Below are 14,823 nucleotides of genomic sequence, written 5' to 3' on the forward strand. Positions count from 1 at the left end.
GAGGTGAGCGGGGCCGGCGCGCCCGCCGGGGATCAGGACTTGGACTCGCCGACGCTGATCGGGAACGAGTCGATCTTCACGATCGTGGTGTCCGGGTTGTCCGGCAGCACGAGCTCCATCGGGTTCATCAGCTTGTACATGTCCCCCTTAGGGGGGAACTTGGTGAGCTTGCTGACCAACTGCACCGGGTTCTTCGTGGACAGCACCAGTGGCTCGGAGGGAACCGTCATCTGGATTCCCGCCTTGCGCAGCACCGCTTCGGGGTTCTCGATGGTCATGGTGAAGCTCAGCACCATGAGTTGCTCGAACCTGGGCGGGAACTTCGAGGTCAGTCGGAGCACGCTCTTCAGGTCGAGGTCGACGTCCTGCTGTTCGATCGTGATGGTGGTGGGCCGCGGTGTGCCCGTGGCGGACCGCGGTTGGACGGTGGCGGACCTCGGCTGGGGCGATTCGGTGCTGCTGTCGTCCGCGGGGAGTTCGGCGCTGATCTTGTGCCCGACCACTCGCAGCCGCACGGAGTTGAGCGGTTCATTGGGGTTGATCTCGACCCGGACCTTGATGCCGCCCTTGAAGTCGAGGGTGAACAGGCTCGTGCCGATGGTCATCGGGGTGTTCAGGGCCAGGCAACTGCACGGGATCTCGATACCGATCTTGGGCAACAGGCTCATCGTCAGGTCCTCCATGGGTTGGCACCGCGACGGACTGAATCTAAGTCCCGACAAGACGTGCCGGCCGGGTCCGGGACCAGGTCGACTAGATCGTGTCAGGCGACGTGACGGGCGGTAGCCGTGGCCGTGTCGGGCGTGGTTCAACCGGACGTGCCGGCACCCGTCCGGGGCGGACCCGGTGGTCCTCGTGGAGGCAGTGTCCACCGGGTCCGCGCAGGACCGCCGGCTCAGCGGTTGCAGCGGGGAGGTTCGTCCTCGCCCAACACCTTGGCGTGCAAGGTGAGTTGGCCGGCCTTGCCGATCTTGGCCTTGCCGTCGCCGTGCGGCCCCGGCGTCGCGTTCTCGTTGGCGGTGAGGCCGAGGACGTACGTCAGGTGCAACCCCTTGGACGCCTTGAGCGGGGGCGCACCGGTGATCCTCAGGATGGTGCCGGTCTTGTTGATCGTGTGCCCGATGTCCTTCCCGCTGCCTCGGGTGGTCTGTCCGCCGGTGTGGTGGGAGTACGACGCGAAGCCGCTCCAGCGGAACCCGGACGGTGCGTTGAACTGCTGGGTGAGGCTGTTCAGGGCTTGGCCGGTGTCCTGCTCGAAGCCGACGGTGACGGTCATGAACCCGGTGTCGCCCGGCCTGACCTCCGGCATCGCGGGTTGGGTGACGGGGAGCGCGGTGTCGTTGTTGGTGAACGCTCGCAGTTCCGCGGTGTCCCGCACGGTGGCCGTCAGGCGCAGTGGTCGTGAGTCGGCGACGACGGCCTGGCCGTCGGTGTACCGGCCGGGTTGGGCGTCCGCCTTCGCCCTGATGCCCAGGACGTAGGCGAGCACGGAGCCCCGGTCGGTCCGGAACTGCTGGAGCCCCGTCAACCTCAAGCGCCGGTCGCCGTCCTCCAGGGAGGGCGTCAGCGCCGTCTCCCCGCTGCTCTCCCCGCGCCCGTCGACCTTGTAGTACGTGGACATCATCGTGCCGGTCCACTCGAACCCGGTCGGCGCGTCGAAGACCAGCTCGGCGTTCGCCAGGTCGATCGGGTTGTCGTCGGGGTTCTCGACGCTGATGGCGATCTGCCCGTCGGCGCCCGGTGCGATCGAGACCGCCGCGCGTTGGCAGACCTTCAGGTCGTCCGTCGGGGTCCGCTCGACCAGGAGGGTGTCGTGCGAGTCCGACTTGTCCGGGGACGTGTTGCCGCACTTGATCGACTCGACCGTCGCCGAGCAGGTGACCTCGCCGGTGGCCGCGCGGTCGATCGTGCCGCTGACGGTGATCGTCGCGGTGCCGCCGACCGGCAGGTCGAGCGGTTGCCGGAACGTGCCGTCCCCGGTGCTGCCCGCACGCCTGGCCGACGCGCCGTCGGCGGTCCGGGAGACGGCGATGTCCACGTCGGTCAGCGCGGGGTCGAGCGTGCCGGTCACCAGGGCGTCGGGGGCGTCGTTCGGTCCGTCGTTGCGGACGGTGACGGTGAAGCTGGTCCGGGCGCCCGCGGGTGCCGCGGCGGCGCCGTCCACGGTCAGCGGCATCGCGGTGGGCATGGTGACGACGAGGTTGCGCAGGCAGTGCCTGGACACCTCCCACCCGGTGCTCGCGGACAGGCCGAGCTTGAACGTCTCGGGCATCGGCGCCTGGCCCTCGGCGAGCTTGAGGTCCACGCCGTCGAACACGGTGGTGGTCGTGTCTCCCCGGGTGACGTGCACCGTCACCACGGCGTCGATGATCAGCACCTGGACGTGCGCCCGGTCGGTCCAGACCGCGTCCAGGCCGCCGGGGGCGGGGACCCCGGTGATGAAGCCGAACCCGTCGGCGCGGTCACCGGAGCCGCGCAGCACGATCCGGTTCGGCTTGCCGACGTCCTCGGTGCACGGTCCGGCCAGGCTCCCGGAGAAGTTGCCGCACTTGTCGAAGCCCAGGCCGAGCCACCCCTTGGTGACACCGTCGCCCTTGCCGTCGGGACCGCGGCTGTACCCCAGGCCGGCGCCGTAGCCGCCCACGTCGGTGTCGTAGGCGCCGTCGATGAGGTAGACGGCGAAGCCGTCGCCGTTGCCTCCAGCGCAGTAGAAGTCGAAGTCGACGGAGACACCGGCCCTGGAGGGGAACGGGATGTTCAGCAGCGCCGTTCCCGCCTTCTCCCGCTCGGCGGGCGTCAGTTGCAGGCCGTCGTCACCCGCGAGGGTGGCATCGCCGCGCAACGTCCAGTCGTGCGCCAAATCTTCGACCCGCGTGGCCCGGAACGTCTCCTCGATCGGGAAGACCGCGGTCGTGGGCACGTCCTCTGGTTGCGCGGTCGGCTCGTCCGTGGTGGTGGGACTGCCGTCGGCAGGGGTTTCGTGGTCCTGGACGGCGTCCTCCTCGACCGGTTGTTCGGGGCCGGCGACGGGAGGCAGGCGTGCGCCGATGAGGTCGAACAGGCCCAGCACGACGTCCGCGTAGAGGTGGAAGCCGCTTTCCAGGGGCGGCAGCGTGTCGTCGGCGTCGGGGGTGCCCGGCGGGGTGATGAGCCCGGTCAGTCCGCGCACCACCCCGTGCAGGGTCGACTGCGCGGTGGCGGTCAGCCACTTGACCTGCGGGTTGGCGACGATCGGGCGGAGGGGGCCGGGCGCGTGGGTGTCGATCGCGGCGAAGGCGGCGTCCGCCCAGCTCGTCGGCAGGTCCAGCAGCGCGCCCAAGGTGGGCCGGGACACGATCGGCGGCGGGTCGCCGTCGATCATGAAGTCCTCCCACTCGAGCAGGTCGAACAGGAACTGGCCGCCCTTGTAGAACGGCCAGGGTGCGAGGGCGTCGAGGATCTGGCGGGCGCGTCGCGGGTCGTCCTGGCGGATCGCGACGCCGCGGCGGGCCAGGGTGCACAGCACCGCGCGCAGCCGGGTGTTGATGCGGCCCACGAATCGCAGCGCGGCCCGGTCGCTGTCGCGCAGGGCGGAGTCGGGGCCCGTCACAGCGGTCGGGTGGTGACGTAATGGGCGATCTGGCGCAGCACTGCTTTTCCTTCGTTCTCCGGGATGATGGACAGGTCGCGCTCGAACCGGGCGATGCCCTCGGCGGCCAGCCGGTCGGCGAGTTCGGTGGCGTAGTCGATGGAGCCGTGTCGCCGCATGGCGGCCAGCAGCTCGTCGGCGTCGTCCTGGGACTTGTCGGCGCGCGGTCGGTGCAGCAGTGCGCCGAGCCGTTGCCGCTCGCGCTGGTCGGCGTGGCGGAACAGGTGGATGAGCATCACGGTCCGCTTGCCCTCCAGCAGGTCGCCGAGGGTTTCCTTGCCGTAGAGGGCTTCGTCGCCGACGAGGTTGAGGATGTCGTCCTGGATCTGGAACGCGATCCCGATCAGCCGGAACGCCTCGTCGAAGCGGCCCAGCACGGCCGGGTCGGTGACGCCGGCGCACACCGCGCCCATCCGGCACGGTGTGATGCAGGTGTACCAGCCGGTCTTCTTGGTGCTCATGGTGAAGTAGTCCTCGTCGCGTGACGGCACCACGCGGCGGTGGATCCAGCCCAGCTCCATGGCCTGGCCCTCGATGGATTCCCGGCACATGTGCATGGCTTCCTGGATGAGCCCGAGCGTGCGGGCCAGCCCGAGGTTCTCCAGGTTGGCCAGCACGGCGTCCACGGCGAGCAGGTTGAGCCCGTCGCCGGTGTTGACCGCCAGGCCGTTGCCGAACTCGGCGTTCATCGTGGGCAGGCCGCGCCGGTGGGTCGACTCGTCGGCGATGTCGTCGTGCACGAGGAAGCCGTTGTGGAACAGCTCCAGCGCCGCGGCGGCCCGCACCGCGTTCTCGGGCTTCTCCCCGAACGCCGCGCACGCGGCGAACACCAACGTCGGGCGCAGGCCCTTGCCCTGCCGCGTCGGGTAGGACCGCATCAGGTCGTAGAGGTCCTCTTTCGGCTCGCGGTCGGGCAGCAGCCGGTCGATCTCCTGGTTGGCGCGGGCGCGACAGGCGGTCATGGTCTGCACCAAGTCGGCGTCGGTGACCGGTCGCAGCTCCCACCAGCCGGTGCTGCGGCGGCCGTCCCACAGCAGCCTGGGCGCGGCGATCGCGGTGCCGCCGATGGTCGGCTGGTCGCCCGGTTCGAGCGGTTGGCGGTTGGCGAGGAAGTCGACGGCGTGCCAGCCGGTCGGTTCGTCACCGTGCGGGGAATGGCGCGGTGCCGGGCCGCCGGCGGTCGTGCCCCACAGGCGGGGCACCTGTTCGCGGTAGTCGCGCCACAGCTGCTGCACGAACCGCAGGCCCGAAGCGCGTTGGGACAGCAGCACGAACGCGCGCCACACCGCCAGCACCCGGTCGCGCGGCCCGCGGACGTCCAGGCTCTGCGGCAGCACCTGCTCGACCGGGGGTCGTTGGGCGTCGAAGACCAGGTTCATCGCGCGGTCGTCGAAGGCCACCTCCACGTCCGGCTCGCCGACCACCCCGGGTTCCACCAGCAGGCGGCTGTAGCGGGCGGACATGGTTGCCTTGCTGCCGTCGTGGAAGTGCAGCCCCAGCCGGATCTCCCGCATCTCCTCGGCGGCGGCGGCCACGATGGCGGGCGCGCGTTCCGACAACGCGACCACGGTCTCGGTCAGCAACCGCGCACCGGTGTACGGCGCGGATGCCGTCGTCACGGGCGTCTCAGTCGTCACGGGCGTCTCCGGCGAACTCGACGATGCCCTGGGCCTCGAAGCCGAACGTGCGGCCGGAGACCACGCCCTCGATCACGCAGCCGCCGAGCAGCTCGTGCACGCTGAACGGCTTCAGGCTCGTCTCGGACGGGTTGGCGATCCGGGCGGCCGTGGTGGGGCGGAAGTCGAGGACGAGCCGGTCCTCGCCCAGCCGCGCGGTGATCAGCAACCGGCCGGGCACCGCCGGCGCGGGCGCGGTGGCCAGCGTCGCCGCCAGCGGAGGCACCAGCACCACCCGGTCGCGGTGGAGCTCACCGTGCACCGCGACCTCCAGCATGCGGCGCGGGAAGTGCCGCACCATCCGACCGTCCCGCCACAGCATCACCGAACCGTTGGCGGCGTCCTGGGGGTACTGCGGCTGGATGAGGGTGAACACCACCGACCACGGCGGCGGTCCCGCCGGGTCGTCGGACGGCGCGTTGGCGAAGCCGAACACCCAACCGCCCAGCACCGGCCAGCTCCACCGGCCGCGGACCCGTTCGTGGTAGCCGACCAGATCGCAGCGCACGTCACCGCTCGGTGACCGCAGCGTCCCCGAGCCGCGCACCCCCGGCTCGGACTGCCACCTCAGGAACTGGTCGTCCCCGAAAGGCGCGGTCTGCGCCGTGCACGGCCTGCTGGTCCGGGACAGCCGCAGGTCGACCGCGGGCAGGCCCGCCACGGCCGCGACCTCGAACGGGCCGGGCGAGCCGTGCGGGTGCGGCAGCCGGAACGCCGACCACGCCGGATCGGGCGCGTCCGCGTTGAACTGGGTCGACGACCACCCGTGCACGGGGTCGTACACCAGGGCGATGGCCATCCGCTGCGGGCTCCACCGACCGCTCGACCCGTCCGCCGGGTACTCCACCCCGAGCACGGACAGGTTCGAGATCACGGCGTGCCCGGTGGTGGGCGACACGAAGGCGTAATGCAACCACTGGCGATCGAGGAGATGGCACAACTGTGATTCGGGAAAAGGGCCTAGCACGCCCAGCATCCAACCCCCCTGATAGTGCTGCCGCAGCAGCCGATTGTCTCGACACCGCTTCCGCTCACCGGGCGGAGCGAATGGTGAACAGGCGCGCTGGATCGTCCGCGGTGACGTCCACTCGCCAGGTGGAGCAAGATATACCGCACCGGGACGAGTCCGTGCGAGTAACGCCCACCTATCGGGTGTCATGCCCCTGATGGGGTGCAGTCCGACCTTCGTGACGTTTTTCGTCCGATTTCCCGGTTCGGCCGGGAGCCGGCGTCACAGAACGGGGAAATCGCTCGTTCACCCGAATTCGCTCGCGGAGCGACCGGCACCGCCGGTGGCACTTCAGGGAAGGTTCTTCTCCAGGGCCGCCACGTACGCCTTCATGAGGTGGTCGCGCATCCCGTCGGCGGCCGGCGCGAACAAGTCGGCGGTCAGTCCCTTGGCGCGGTCGAGCAGTTTGGACACCCGGGGCATGGAGTCGCGGACCTTGCCCGAGGAGTCGATGTAGCGCAGTTCCGCGACGTGGCGGAACACCGGCCCGGGCGGCACCTGCGCGACGATGTCGTTGTTGTTGACCACCCGGAACGTCCGACCGGCCAGCGCCCGGTCGTAGGCCTTGACCAAGGCGCCGTTGCACGTGCGGGGCTGCCCGAAGGTGTAGACGCCGTGCGCCGACAGCCGCGGCTCCTCGAAGTGCAGCCAGGCCGCGGCCAGCATCGCCAGCGCGCCGCCGAGGCTGTGCCCGGTGAACCACACCGTCTGCTCTCCCGTGCGCAGCTCCTGGACGGCCGCGACGACGGACGGGATGACCCCCCGCAACGCCTCGGCGAACCCGTAGTGGACCAGGCCGGTCCTCGCCGGTCCGGGCCACGGCGGAACGGTCGCGTCGGAGAACCAGTCGCGCAACTGGAGTGGCTCGGTGCCGCGAAAGGCGGTCACGATCATCGTCGGGCTCGCCATCGTGTACGCCTGGGTGTCGCTGAGCGCGAACGGCGGCTTGAACGTCGAGTAGTGGTGACGCACCTGATCGAACCCCCACTCACCGGCGGTGGCCTCGATCTCGGCCCGGTTCCCGTAGGCCAGTTCGGCGGCCTTCGCCAAGCAGTACGCCTGGCGGGCGTCGTACCCGGAGGCCAGGTGGTTCAGCGTCGGCGCAGACATCGTCCATCCTCCTGCAGACAACAGGTCAACGGCGGCCACGTCCCCCGCCACCTCCCCTCTGCGTACCTCCGCCACAGCCCACCGCGCCACCGGCGGCGCCACGGTTCACCCCGCCGGGCAACCTCCATCACCCTGTGCCGCGAAAGCCGGTCGTCGCCCTGGTGGGTGACGGCGCCCTGGGGACGAACGGCCTGCCGGAGCTGATCACCGTCGCCGACCGGTGGCGCACCCGTGCCGATCCGAGGTTCGTGGTGCTGGTGCCGCACGACCGCGACCTCAGGCGTGGCACGAGGCGTTCCACGCCGACCCACCACCGAGCTGGAGGAACGGCTGGGCGAGCCGGACCCCTTCCCACCCGACGGCAGTGCGCCGATGCCGCGAGCATCGAGACGACCGCGACGGTGTCGGTGCGGATCGGGGTGGTCGACGTTCCGGCGAACAGCTGATCAACACCCCTGGGCGTCATCGGTGTCCTGGCCGACGACGTCGACAACCGACCAGCTCGGGTCAATGCCCGAGTGCTTCGTCGACGGTGTGGTGGAGGCTGAGCACGTCGTCCAGGCCGGTGATCTCCAGGGGGCGGATGACCGGCCGGTTGGCGTCGACCACGACGCGCAGCGTCCCGTCGGTGTCCTGAGCGTGTCGGGCGGCGGTGAGGAGTGCGGACAGGCCGATCGAGTCGATGAACTCCACTTCGGCGAGGTCCACGACGTACAGCCGGTGGGAGCCGCGGTCGAGCGCATCGGTCAAGGCGGCGTCGAGCACCGGTGCCGAGTCCAGGTCGATCTCGCCGGCCACCTCGATGATCAGGGCATCGTCGAGGATCCGGCGGTCGATCGTCACCGCTGCCGGTTCGGTGTCGCCGGGTCGATCACTCACGGTTGTCCCGGTTCGGCGCCGCTGCCAGGTGGGGGCTGCGGCCGTTCGGGCGGTCCAGCTCCAGCTCGGCCCACACCGTCTTGTGGTCGGGGTGCCGCACCACGCCCCACGCCGTGGCCAGCGCGCCCACGATGATCATGCCGCGGCCCCCGGAGGTGTCCGGGCGGCGGATCCGGGGTTGTCCGACCGAGGTGTCGTCGACCTCGATGCGCAGGCGCCGGCCTTGGTCGATCAAGAGCAGTCGGCAGGTGCGGGGAGGCGTGCCATGTCGACGCGCGTTGCCGACCAACTCGTCGGTCACCTGCACGGCGTCCTCGACGGCGACCCCGTCGCGGCCGTCGAGCAGGTCGCGTACCAGGCGTCGCACCTCCCGGAGGGTGATCTCGTCGATGTCGCGGACCAGGGCGATGTCGACGGTGTCACCTCTCGTGCTCCATGACTGCTCGTGCACGGTTACACCACCTCGTGTGCATGACGGCTGCGGGGAGGGCAGCATGACGTGCCGGATTTACCCGTTGACTCCGGATGTCAACCGCCCGGCAGCAGTGGTTCACGAGGTGAGCGGATTCATGATCGCCCGAGAGGCGGGCCGGGCAACCCGGACCACCACGGGATGCGTCCGCGTCGCCGGATCCGCCGTGCGAGTCGTCGGTGTGCACGGTTCGTGTCGGGCGGTCGTTTGGCACCGCCGTCGGCGGGGCATCTGGGGATGTCCACGGACGGACGACCGGAAGGGACGGCGGTGTCATCACCCCGCGGCGAGGATCTGTTGGCCGACCGCTACGAGCTGCGAGGCGTGCTCGGCGCGGGCGGCATGGCCGAGGTGCACCGCGCGTGGGACACCGCGTTGCGCCGTGAGGTCGCGGTCAAGCTGTTCCGTCCCGGCGCGGATCTCGACGACCGGCGGCGGTTCGACAACGAGGTGCGGACCTTGGCCGGTTTGTCGCACCCCGGTCTGGTCCCGGTCCACGACGCGGGCATCGGTGACCGTGGTGCGTTCCTCGTGCTGGGACTGGTCGACGGGTGCACGCTGCGCGATCACATCGCCCGGGGACCGCTCGACGTCGAGGAGGTGTCGTGGCTGGGTGCCCGGTTGTCCGAGGCGCTGGCGTACGTGCACGACCGGGGCGTGGTGCACCGGGACGTCAAGCCGTCGAACATCCTCCTCGACCGCTCCGGCGTGCCCTACCTGGCCGACTTCGGGCTGGCGCACCTGACCGGCTCCACGCGGTTCACCCGCACCGGGCAGGTGGTCGGTACGCCCGCCTACCTCGCGCCCGAACAGGTCCGCGGCGCCGGGACTGACACGGCGGCCGACGTCTACGCCCTCGGTCTGGTCCTGTTGGAGTGCCTGACCGGTCGCCGCGAGTACGACGGCGGTGACTTCGAAGCCGCTGTCGCCCGACTGCACCGCCCACCGGACATCCCCTCCGACCTGCCCGCGGACCTGGTGCGCCTGCTGTCGCTGATGACCTCCCTGTCCCCACGCCGCCGGCCGACCGCCCACGACTGCGCCCGCGCCCTGGACACGGGCACCTTCACCGCCATCGAGATCCTGACGACCGACACCGACGATCGCGAAGAACCGGTACCACACCGGGTATCCCGGCCCAGCCCCATGAAGTCGACGAAGGCGCTCGTCGCCTCCCTGACGGGCCTGGCAGGCGCGGTCTGCGCCGCCTGGGCCCTGTCACCGACCTCCGCACCGGCGACCTCCGCGCCGGACGACCTCACGCAGCCGACCGTGACCGTGACCGCGCCACTGAACCCCGCCACCGCGACCGTCGAACCCCCGGCCGACCAGCGACCGGACGGAACGGTCACGCAGCAACCGCCCGCACCGGGCCGGTACGGCCGGGAACAGGCACCCGGCCAGGTCAAACAAGACAAGGCCAAGCCCGTGGGCAAGGACAAGAAGGCCAAGCCCTGACCCGGGTACCTCCGGGAACTCGCTGTACCAGCCCTGCGGTGCATGCCCCAGGGCACCTGGTAGGCGGGCCACGCCGTGCGCCGTCCGCTGCTGGACGGGGTTACGTGACGATCCTCGGGTGGTGGTCAGCGGTCCGGCAGGGTTGTCGTGATCCGAATGAGAAGGAATTCGGAATACCAGCGCCGGAACCACCTCCCCTCGTTACTTGGCGAACTGCGCGTCGCACCAGCAGGCGATCTCCGAATTCGTGCCGTTCGCGACGCTCAGGCGCAGTCGCGTCACATCGGTGGTGTTGATGTCGAACGGCACCTTGGCCGGGTACTCGATCTTCTGGGGTCCGAACAGCAGCGCGCCTGTCTGCGAGTAGGCGGAGAAGTAGACGATGCCGTCGACCGCGGCGTCGTGGCGGGACTCGTCCGTCAGGCCGACGGTGCCGGTGAAGCGGTTGTAGGCGGTCGGCAGGTTCACGTCGGCCTCGTAGGTGCAGTTACCGCAACCGCTGAAGCGAAAACTGTAGCTCGACGGGTACTCCTCGTTGGACATCTTCGCCGCACCGCGAACGGCGTTGATCGGCTGTCGCACGAAGAAGCTCTTCGGGACGTCGCTGAGGTACAGCGCGTCCGCACCCAGAACCGCGTCGCCGGTCGGTCGGCTCGACGCGGTGGCGGATTTCGAGCCGGTGAGGGGTGTCGGTGCGGACGCCGTGGTCGAATCGTCCGATCCGGCCACCGCGCCGCCTTGTCGTGACCGACCGGTCGTCTCCGGGGCGGCGACCGGCGAACGCGGGTACTGCCAAGCGGCGTAGGCGATCACGACGCCGACGACCGTGACCAGGATGCCGACCACCGCCCACAACGTTGTGGATCGCCACCAGCCTTTTCGGGTGGGCGCAGGAGAAGGCGTCACCATGGCCTCCGCGGGTCGCGACGTTGCGATCGGTTGTCGCACTCTCCACTACTACCTTCGACCCCGGGACGGCCGCCGTTACGCCCGGTGAAACGAACGCGGTGACGAGGTCGACACGGTGGGTGGACCGCGTCCCGGGGCAGGCCGGCACGGTCTTGGTGTTCACCATGGCGCTGGTCACGGTGGCGTGGTCAGTCGGGCGGGTGTCCGGTCCGCGCCGCAACGTCACCTCGGTGGTGGCTCGTGGTCCGGTCCCTCCGCGGCTGAAGGTTGCCGCTCGTGGGTGAAGCGCGTCGAGCACGCGTTCGAGGATCGGCGACATCGGCCTGATGCACCACGCCGCGATCCGATTACGCGTTGCATCCACGAGGGCGGGGCAACCGCCGCCCGCAGGAGCGAACCTGCGGCATATGGACAGACCTCACCGCGACGGCAGTTCGCCGGCCGGCTGATCCCAGGAGCGTCGGATGTGCCTCGGCCGGGCTCCGCCGCCGCGGTGAGGCCCGACCGGCTTTCGGGCACCAGGACGAAGGCCGGTCGGGTCGTCGGATCGGGAGCCGTGTCAGAGATCAGGACAGGATCAGCGACAGGCCGTAGGCGGACAGGATCGGGTTGACCTCCTGGTAGTACGTGGTTCCACCGGTCGAGCAGTTGCCCGAGCCGCCCGAGGTCACGCCTTGGGCCTGGTTCGAGCTGAGCCACGAGCCGCCGGAGTCGCCGGGCTCGGCGCAGACGTTCGTGCGGGTCAGGTTGTAGACGACGCCCTGCGGGTAGTTCACGGTCTGGTTGCGGGCCTGGATGTAGTTGCACCACATACCGGTGGTCGAGCCCGAGCGGCACACGCCGGAGCCCACCGGGACCTGCGCGGAACCACGCACGTAGTACCAGTAGCCGTTGTAACCCTCCATGTAGCCCCACAGGTTCACGCCCGCGACGGTCCGCACCCACGAGTAGTCGTAGTAGGGGAACGTGGAGCCGGCGAAGTAGCCGTAGAGCGCGCCGTTCTGGTCGGTGGCCTGGGAGCCGGGGGTGCCGCAGTGGCCTGCGGTCACGAAGCCGCCGTACACGGCGAAGCCGATGGAGCACCGGCCCGCGTTGTTGATCCAGTACGGCCAGCCGCCGACGACATCGGCGTAGGGCACGGGGGAGTGGTCCTCCTGCACCACGCGCACGGCGGGGTGCAGGGCCTTGGCCTCGTCGACGAACGCGGTCACGGCGGCGTCGACCTTGTGCCGGTTGACGGTGACGACGACCGTGTTGGTCCGCACGTCGACGTACCAGCCGTTCACCCCGGTGGGCGCGGCCTTCCCGGCCCGCCGGTCGAGGACGGTCTTGGTGGCGTCGAGCTGGGCATAGGTGTGCGCGACGGGCACGACGGTCACGTCGAGACCGGTCTTGTCGGCCGCGGCGTCACCGGCCACCGCGACGGCGAGCTTGCCGGTCGCGGGGTCGAACCAGCTGCCCGCGTAGGCGGAGCCGTAGAGCTTGCGGGCGACGACCTCGGCGCCACGGGCCCGTTCCTCTTGGGCCAGGCGTGTCCGCACGCCCTCGGCGGTGAGGCCGAAGTCGCGCTTCATCGCCTCGGCCATGCCGAGGGAGACGCGCGGTGCGGAGGTGGGGGACGTGGTCGCCACACCGCTGGGCGCGGCGACCGCGGGCAGGGACGGAACGGCGAGACCGAGCGCGAGGACGATCGCGCCGGCTAATCGGACGGTACGCGAAGAAGTCACTTGGACAGCCCTTTCAGGCGAAGGTGCAGGGAAGTGCCGTTCGGTCGCCCGAGAGGTGCGAGCGGAGCTCGGGAACCGATCGGCAACGCCGTTTATGAACCCGGCGGATTCGGGACGATACTTTCTCGGACAGACGCCCTCATACCGCCGAGTCGGTGGCGTTCGATGATTGTTTCGGCAGGTCAAAGGCACGTGGAATCGTCGGGTGCGCCAAGCGTGCGTGATACCGAAACGGTGGATGCGGTGTTCCGTAGTGACGCGACTCGGCGTGTCGGGCAACTTCGGGCTGAAGTGCGCTAGACGACTGAGCGCTTCCCTCCGCAAGGGCGAATGGGGTACCGGACACCTCGAGAACAAATGCTATTCGAGGTGACCGGGCATGTCCGCGTTCTGAGAGCCGGCGCCTTCCCGTGGTGGGCGAAGGAACCGACGGCCACCCTGACCGCCGCCGTCACGGTCACCGCCGCCCGCCCCGGCACCCCCTGCCCGATCGACTGACACCCCGGCAGCCAGGGATCAGGAGGGCGGCCGGGCGCGGCGGATGAGCCCGGTGACCGGGTGCGCCGGGCCGCTCATGTGCCGACCGGTGAACCGGGGAACGTTGTGCCGGCCAAGGTCGGCGCGAACGGCAAGGTGAACGTCCCCAACGTGGGTGGCGGCAGCGTGGGTTGGAATGTGGACGGCTTCCTGCTGCACATGAGTGGAGCGCTTTCGCCGGCAATTGGAATAGCTCGACACCGGGCGCGAACTTCACCTCATTGAACCTGTTGTTCCCGGCCGGTTCCGAGTACGAAAGTCACCGCACGTGCTGAGCCGACGTGTGAACCCGACTTGGCCGGTTCGTCGTGCGTGGCGTGGAACGTGAACACCGCTACCACCAGTTCGAGGAGGACCTCATGTCACCTGTCGCCCCAGCCGGCCGCTCGCACCTCCGAAGAGGGTTCGCCGCGGCGGCGTTGACGGCGTTGGTGCTGCCGTTGACCGTGGCGACGCCCGCTCACGCGGCCGTGGTCAACACCTACACCAACCCCGGCAACTTCACCTTCACCGTGCCGGCCGGGATCACCGCCGTGACCGTGCACGTCGTCGGGGCAGGCGGCGGGGGCGGTGGCAGTGGTTGGGGGTTCTTCCCGGTTCCCGGACCCGGCGGCGGCGGTGGCGGGGGAGGTGCGAACGCGACCTGCACGTTGGCCGTCACCGCGGGTACGGTCCTGAAGATCTCGGTCGGTGCCGGGGGTGCCGGGGGCGGTCCGCGTGAGGGCGTCTACCAGGCCAAGGCCGGAGCGTCCGGTGGGAGTTCCGGCATCACCATCGGCACGACCCTGCGCGCCAACGGCGGCGGCGGTCAGGGCGGGCAGGGCTCGCTCGGCGACAACACGGGCGGCGTCGGGGGCAGCGGGAGCAGCTCGGTGAGTTGCAGCGGCACGGTGGTCACCACGACCCCCGGCGCGAACGGCGCCACCGGCGGCAACGGTGTGCTGAGCAGTGGTGGAGGCCCGGGCGGCGCGGCCGGTGCGACGGTGCCCGCCGAATGCGCGGCCGGCACCGGCCGAGGCGGCAACGGGGCCAATGGCGGTGTGTTCAACGGGTTCACCGGCGACGTCGGCGGCAACGGCTGCGTCGTCCTCAGGTACTGATCCGGCCCTGTCCGGACCAGGCCGTCCGCGCAAGCGACTCGGCAGCGGCCCGCTGGTCTTCCTCCCTCAGGTCGCGGTACCGGTGGGTCACGGCGGCGACGCCGGGTGCGGGCGATCCGCGGCACGGGGGCGGAGATGCGGTGGTAGAGGGGGAGGTGCACCAGCGCCGGAAGGGAGGCCGCACCCACTGCCCGCGTACTCCACCCGATCACCGCGGGCTCGGCGCACCGGGCCACCCCGGCGGGTACGACATGGCTCCACGAATGCGGGCAGTCCGCGGTCGGTGGAGGGCATGTCTTCAACGCGGTGTCGTCCTTG

General features: G+C 70.3%; 12 protein-coding genes. 3 read left to right on the forward strand and 9 right to left on the reverse strand.

Annotation, left to right across the window (positions count from 1 at the left end):
- Nucleotides 1-32: 32 nt before the first annotated feature.
- The 5 genes from LZG04_RS15190 to LZG04_RS15210 all read right to left on the reverse strand — a co-directional run bounded on the left by LZG04_RS15190 (nt 33) and on the right by LZG04_RS15210 (nt 7,423).
- Nucleotides 33-668 (reverse strand): hypothetical protein, encoded by a 636-nt coding sequence (locus LZG04_RS15190; RefSeq protein WP_233817362.1) that lies wholly within the window; start codon nt 666-668, stop codon nt 33-35.
- A 227-nt stretch (nt 669-895) separates the two neighbouring features.
- Nucleotides 896-3,589, reverse strand: a complete 2,694-nt coding sequence (locus LZG04_RS42520) for a hypothetical protein (protein ID WP_233817364.1) — start codon at nt 3,587-3,589, stop codon at nt 896-898.
- The gene (locus tag LZG04_RS42525) at nt 3,586-5,265 is read right to left on the reverse strand and encodes a polyprenyl synthetase family protein (RefSeq protein ID WP_233817366.1); all 1,680 of its coding nucleotides are present in this window, start codon (nt 5,263-5,265) and stop codon (nt 3,586-3,588) included. The genes LZG04_RS42520 and LZG04_RS42525 overlap by 4 nt, the downstream gene beginning before the upstream one ends.
- The gene (locus tag LZG04_RS15205) at nt 5,255-6,202 is read right to left on the reverse strand and encodes a hypothetical protein (protein WP_233817368.1); all 948 of its coding nucleotides are present in this window, start codon (nt 6,200-6,202) and stop codon (nt 5,255-5,257) included. The genes LZG04_RS42525 and LZG04_RS15205 overlap by 11 nt, the downstream gene beginning before the upstream one ends.
- Before the next feature lie 402 nt (nt 6,203-6,604).
- Complete coding sequence (locus tag LZG04_RS15210; protein ID WP_233817370.1) at nt 6,605-7,423, reverse strand: lipase family protein; 819 nt, start codon at nt 7,421-7,423, stop codon at nt 6,605-6,607.
- Nucleotides 7,424-7,557: 134 nt separating this feature from the next.
- Here LZG04_RS15210 and LZG04_RS15215 point away from each other — a divergent pair, with 134 nt between their 5' ends.
- Nucleotides 7,558-7,869: a hypothetical protein gene (locus LZG04_RS15215; RefSeq protein WP_233817372.1), complete on the forward strand. Its 312-nt coding sequence runs from the start codon at nt 7,558-7,560 to the stop codon at nt 7,867-7,869.
- 61 nt (nt 7,870-7,930) lie between these two features.
- Here LZG04_RS15215 and LZG04_RS15220 read toward each other — a convergent pair whose 3' ends face one another.
- The gene (locus LZG04_RS15220) at nt 7,931-8,302 is read right to left on the reverse strand and encodes an STAS domain-containing protein (protein ID WP_233817374.1); all 372 of its coding nucleotides are present in this window, start codon (nt 8,300-8,302) and stop codon (nt 7,931-7,933) included.
- Nucleotides 8,295-8,753: an ATP-binding protein gene (locus tag LZG04_RS15225; RefSeq protein WP_233817376.1), complete on the reverse strand. Its 459-nt coding sequence runs from the start codon at nt 8,751-8,753 to the stop codon at nt 8,295-8,297. Before LZG04_RS15225 ends, LZG04_RS15220 begins: the two co-directional genes overlap by 8 nt.
- Before the next feature lie 291 nt (nt 8,754-9,044).
- Between LZG04_RS15225 and LZG04_RS15230 the strand changes: the two genes are divergently transcribed.
- Nucleotides 9,045-10,232: a serine/threonine-protein kinase gene (locus LZG04_RS15230; protein WP_233817378.1), complete on the forward strand. Its 1,188-nt coding sequence runs from the start codon at nt 9,045-9,047 to the stop codon at nt 10,230-10,232.
- A 201-nt stretch (nt 10,233-10,433) separates the two neighbouring features.
- Here LZG04_RS15230 and LZG04_RS42530 read toward each other — a convergent pair whose 3' ends face one another.
- Nucleotides 10,434-10,961: an NPCBM/NEW2 domain-containing protein gene (locus LZG04_RS42530; protein WP_233817380.1), complete on the reverse strand. Its 528-nt coding sequence runs from the start codon at nt 10,959-10,961 to the stop codon at nt 10,434-10,436.
- A 746-nt stretch (nt 10,962-11,707) separates the two neighbouring features.
- Nucleotides 11,708-12,868 carry a S1 family peptidase gene (locus LZG04_RS15240; protein WP_233817382.1) on the reverse strand — a complete coding sequence of 387 codons (1,161 nt, stop codon included), beginning with the start codon at nt 12,866-12,868 and terminating at the stop codon, nt 11,708-11,710.
- A gap of 896 nt (nt 12,869-13,764) precedes the next feature.
- On the opposite strand from LZG04_RS15240, the gene LZG04_RS15245 reads away from it, so the two are divergent.
- On the forward strand, nt 13,765-14,505 hold the full coding sequence (locus LZG04_RS15245; RefSeq protein WP_233817384.1) for a hypothetical protein: 741 nt from the start codon (nt 13,765-13,767) through the stop codon (nt 14,503-14,505).
- Nucleotides 14,506-14,823: the final 318 nt, after the last annotated feature.

It is taken from the genome of Saccharothrix sp. S26 (assembly GCF_021390395.1).
Classification (GTDB): Bacteria; Actinomycetota; Actinomycetes; order Mycobacteriales; family Pseudonocardiaceae; genus Actinosynnema.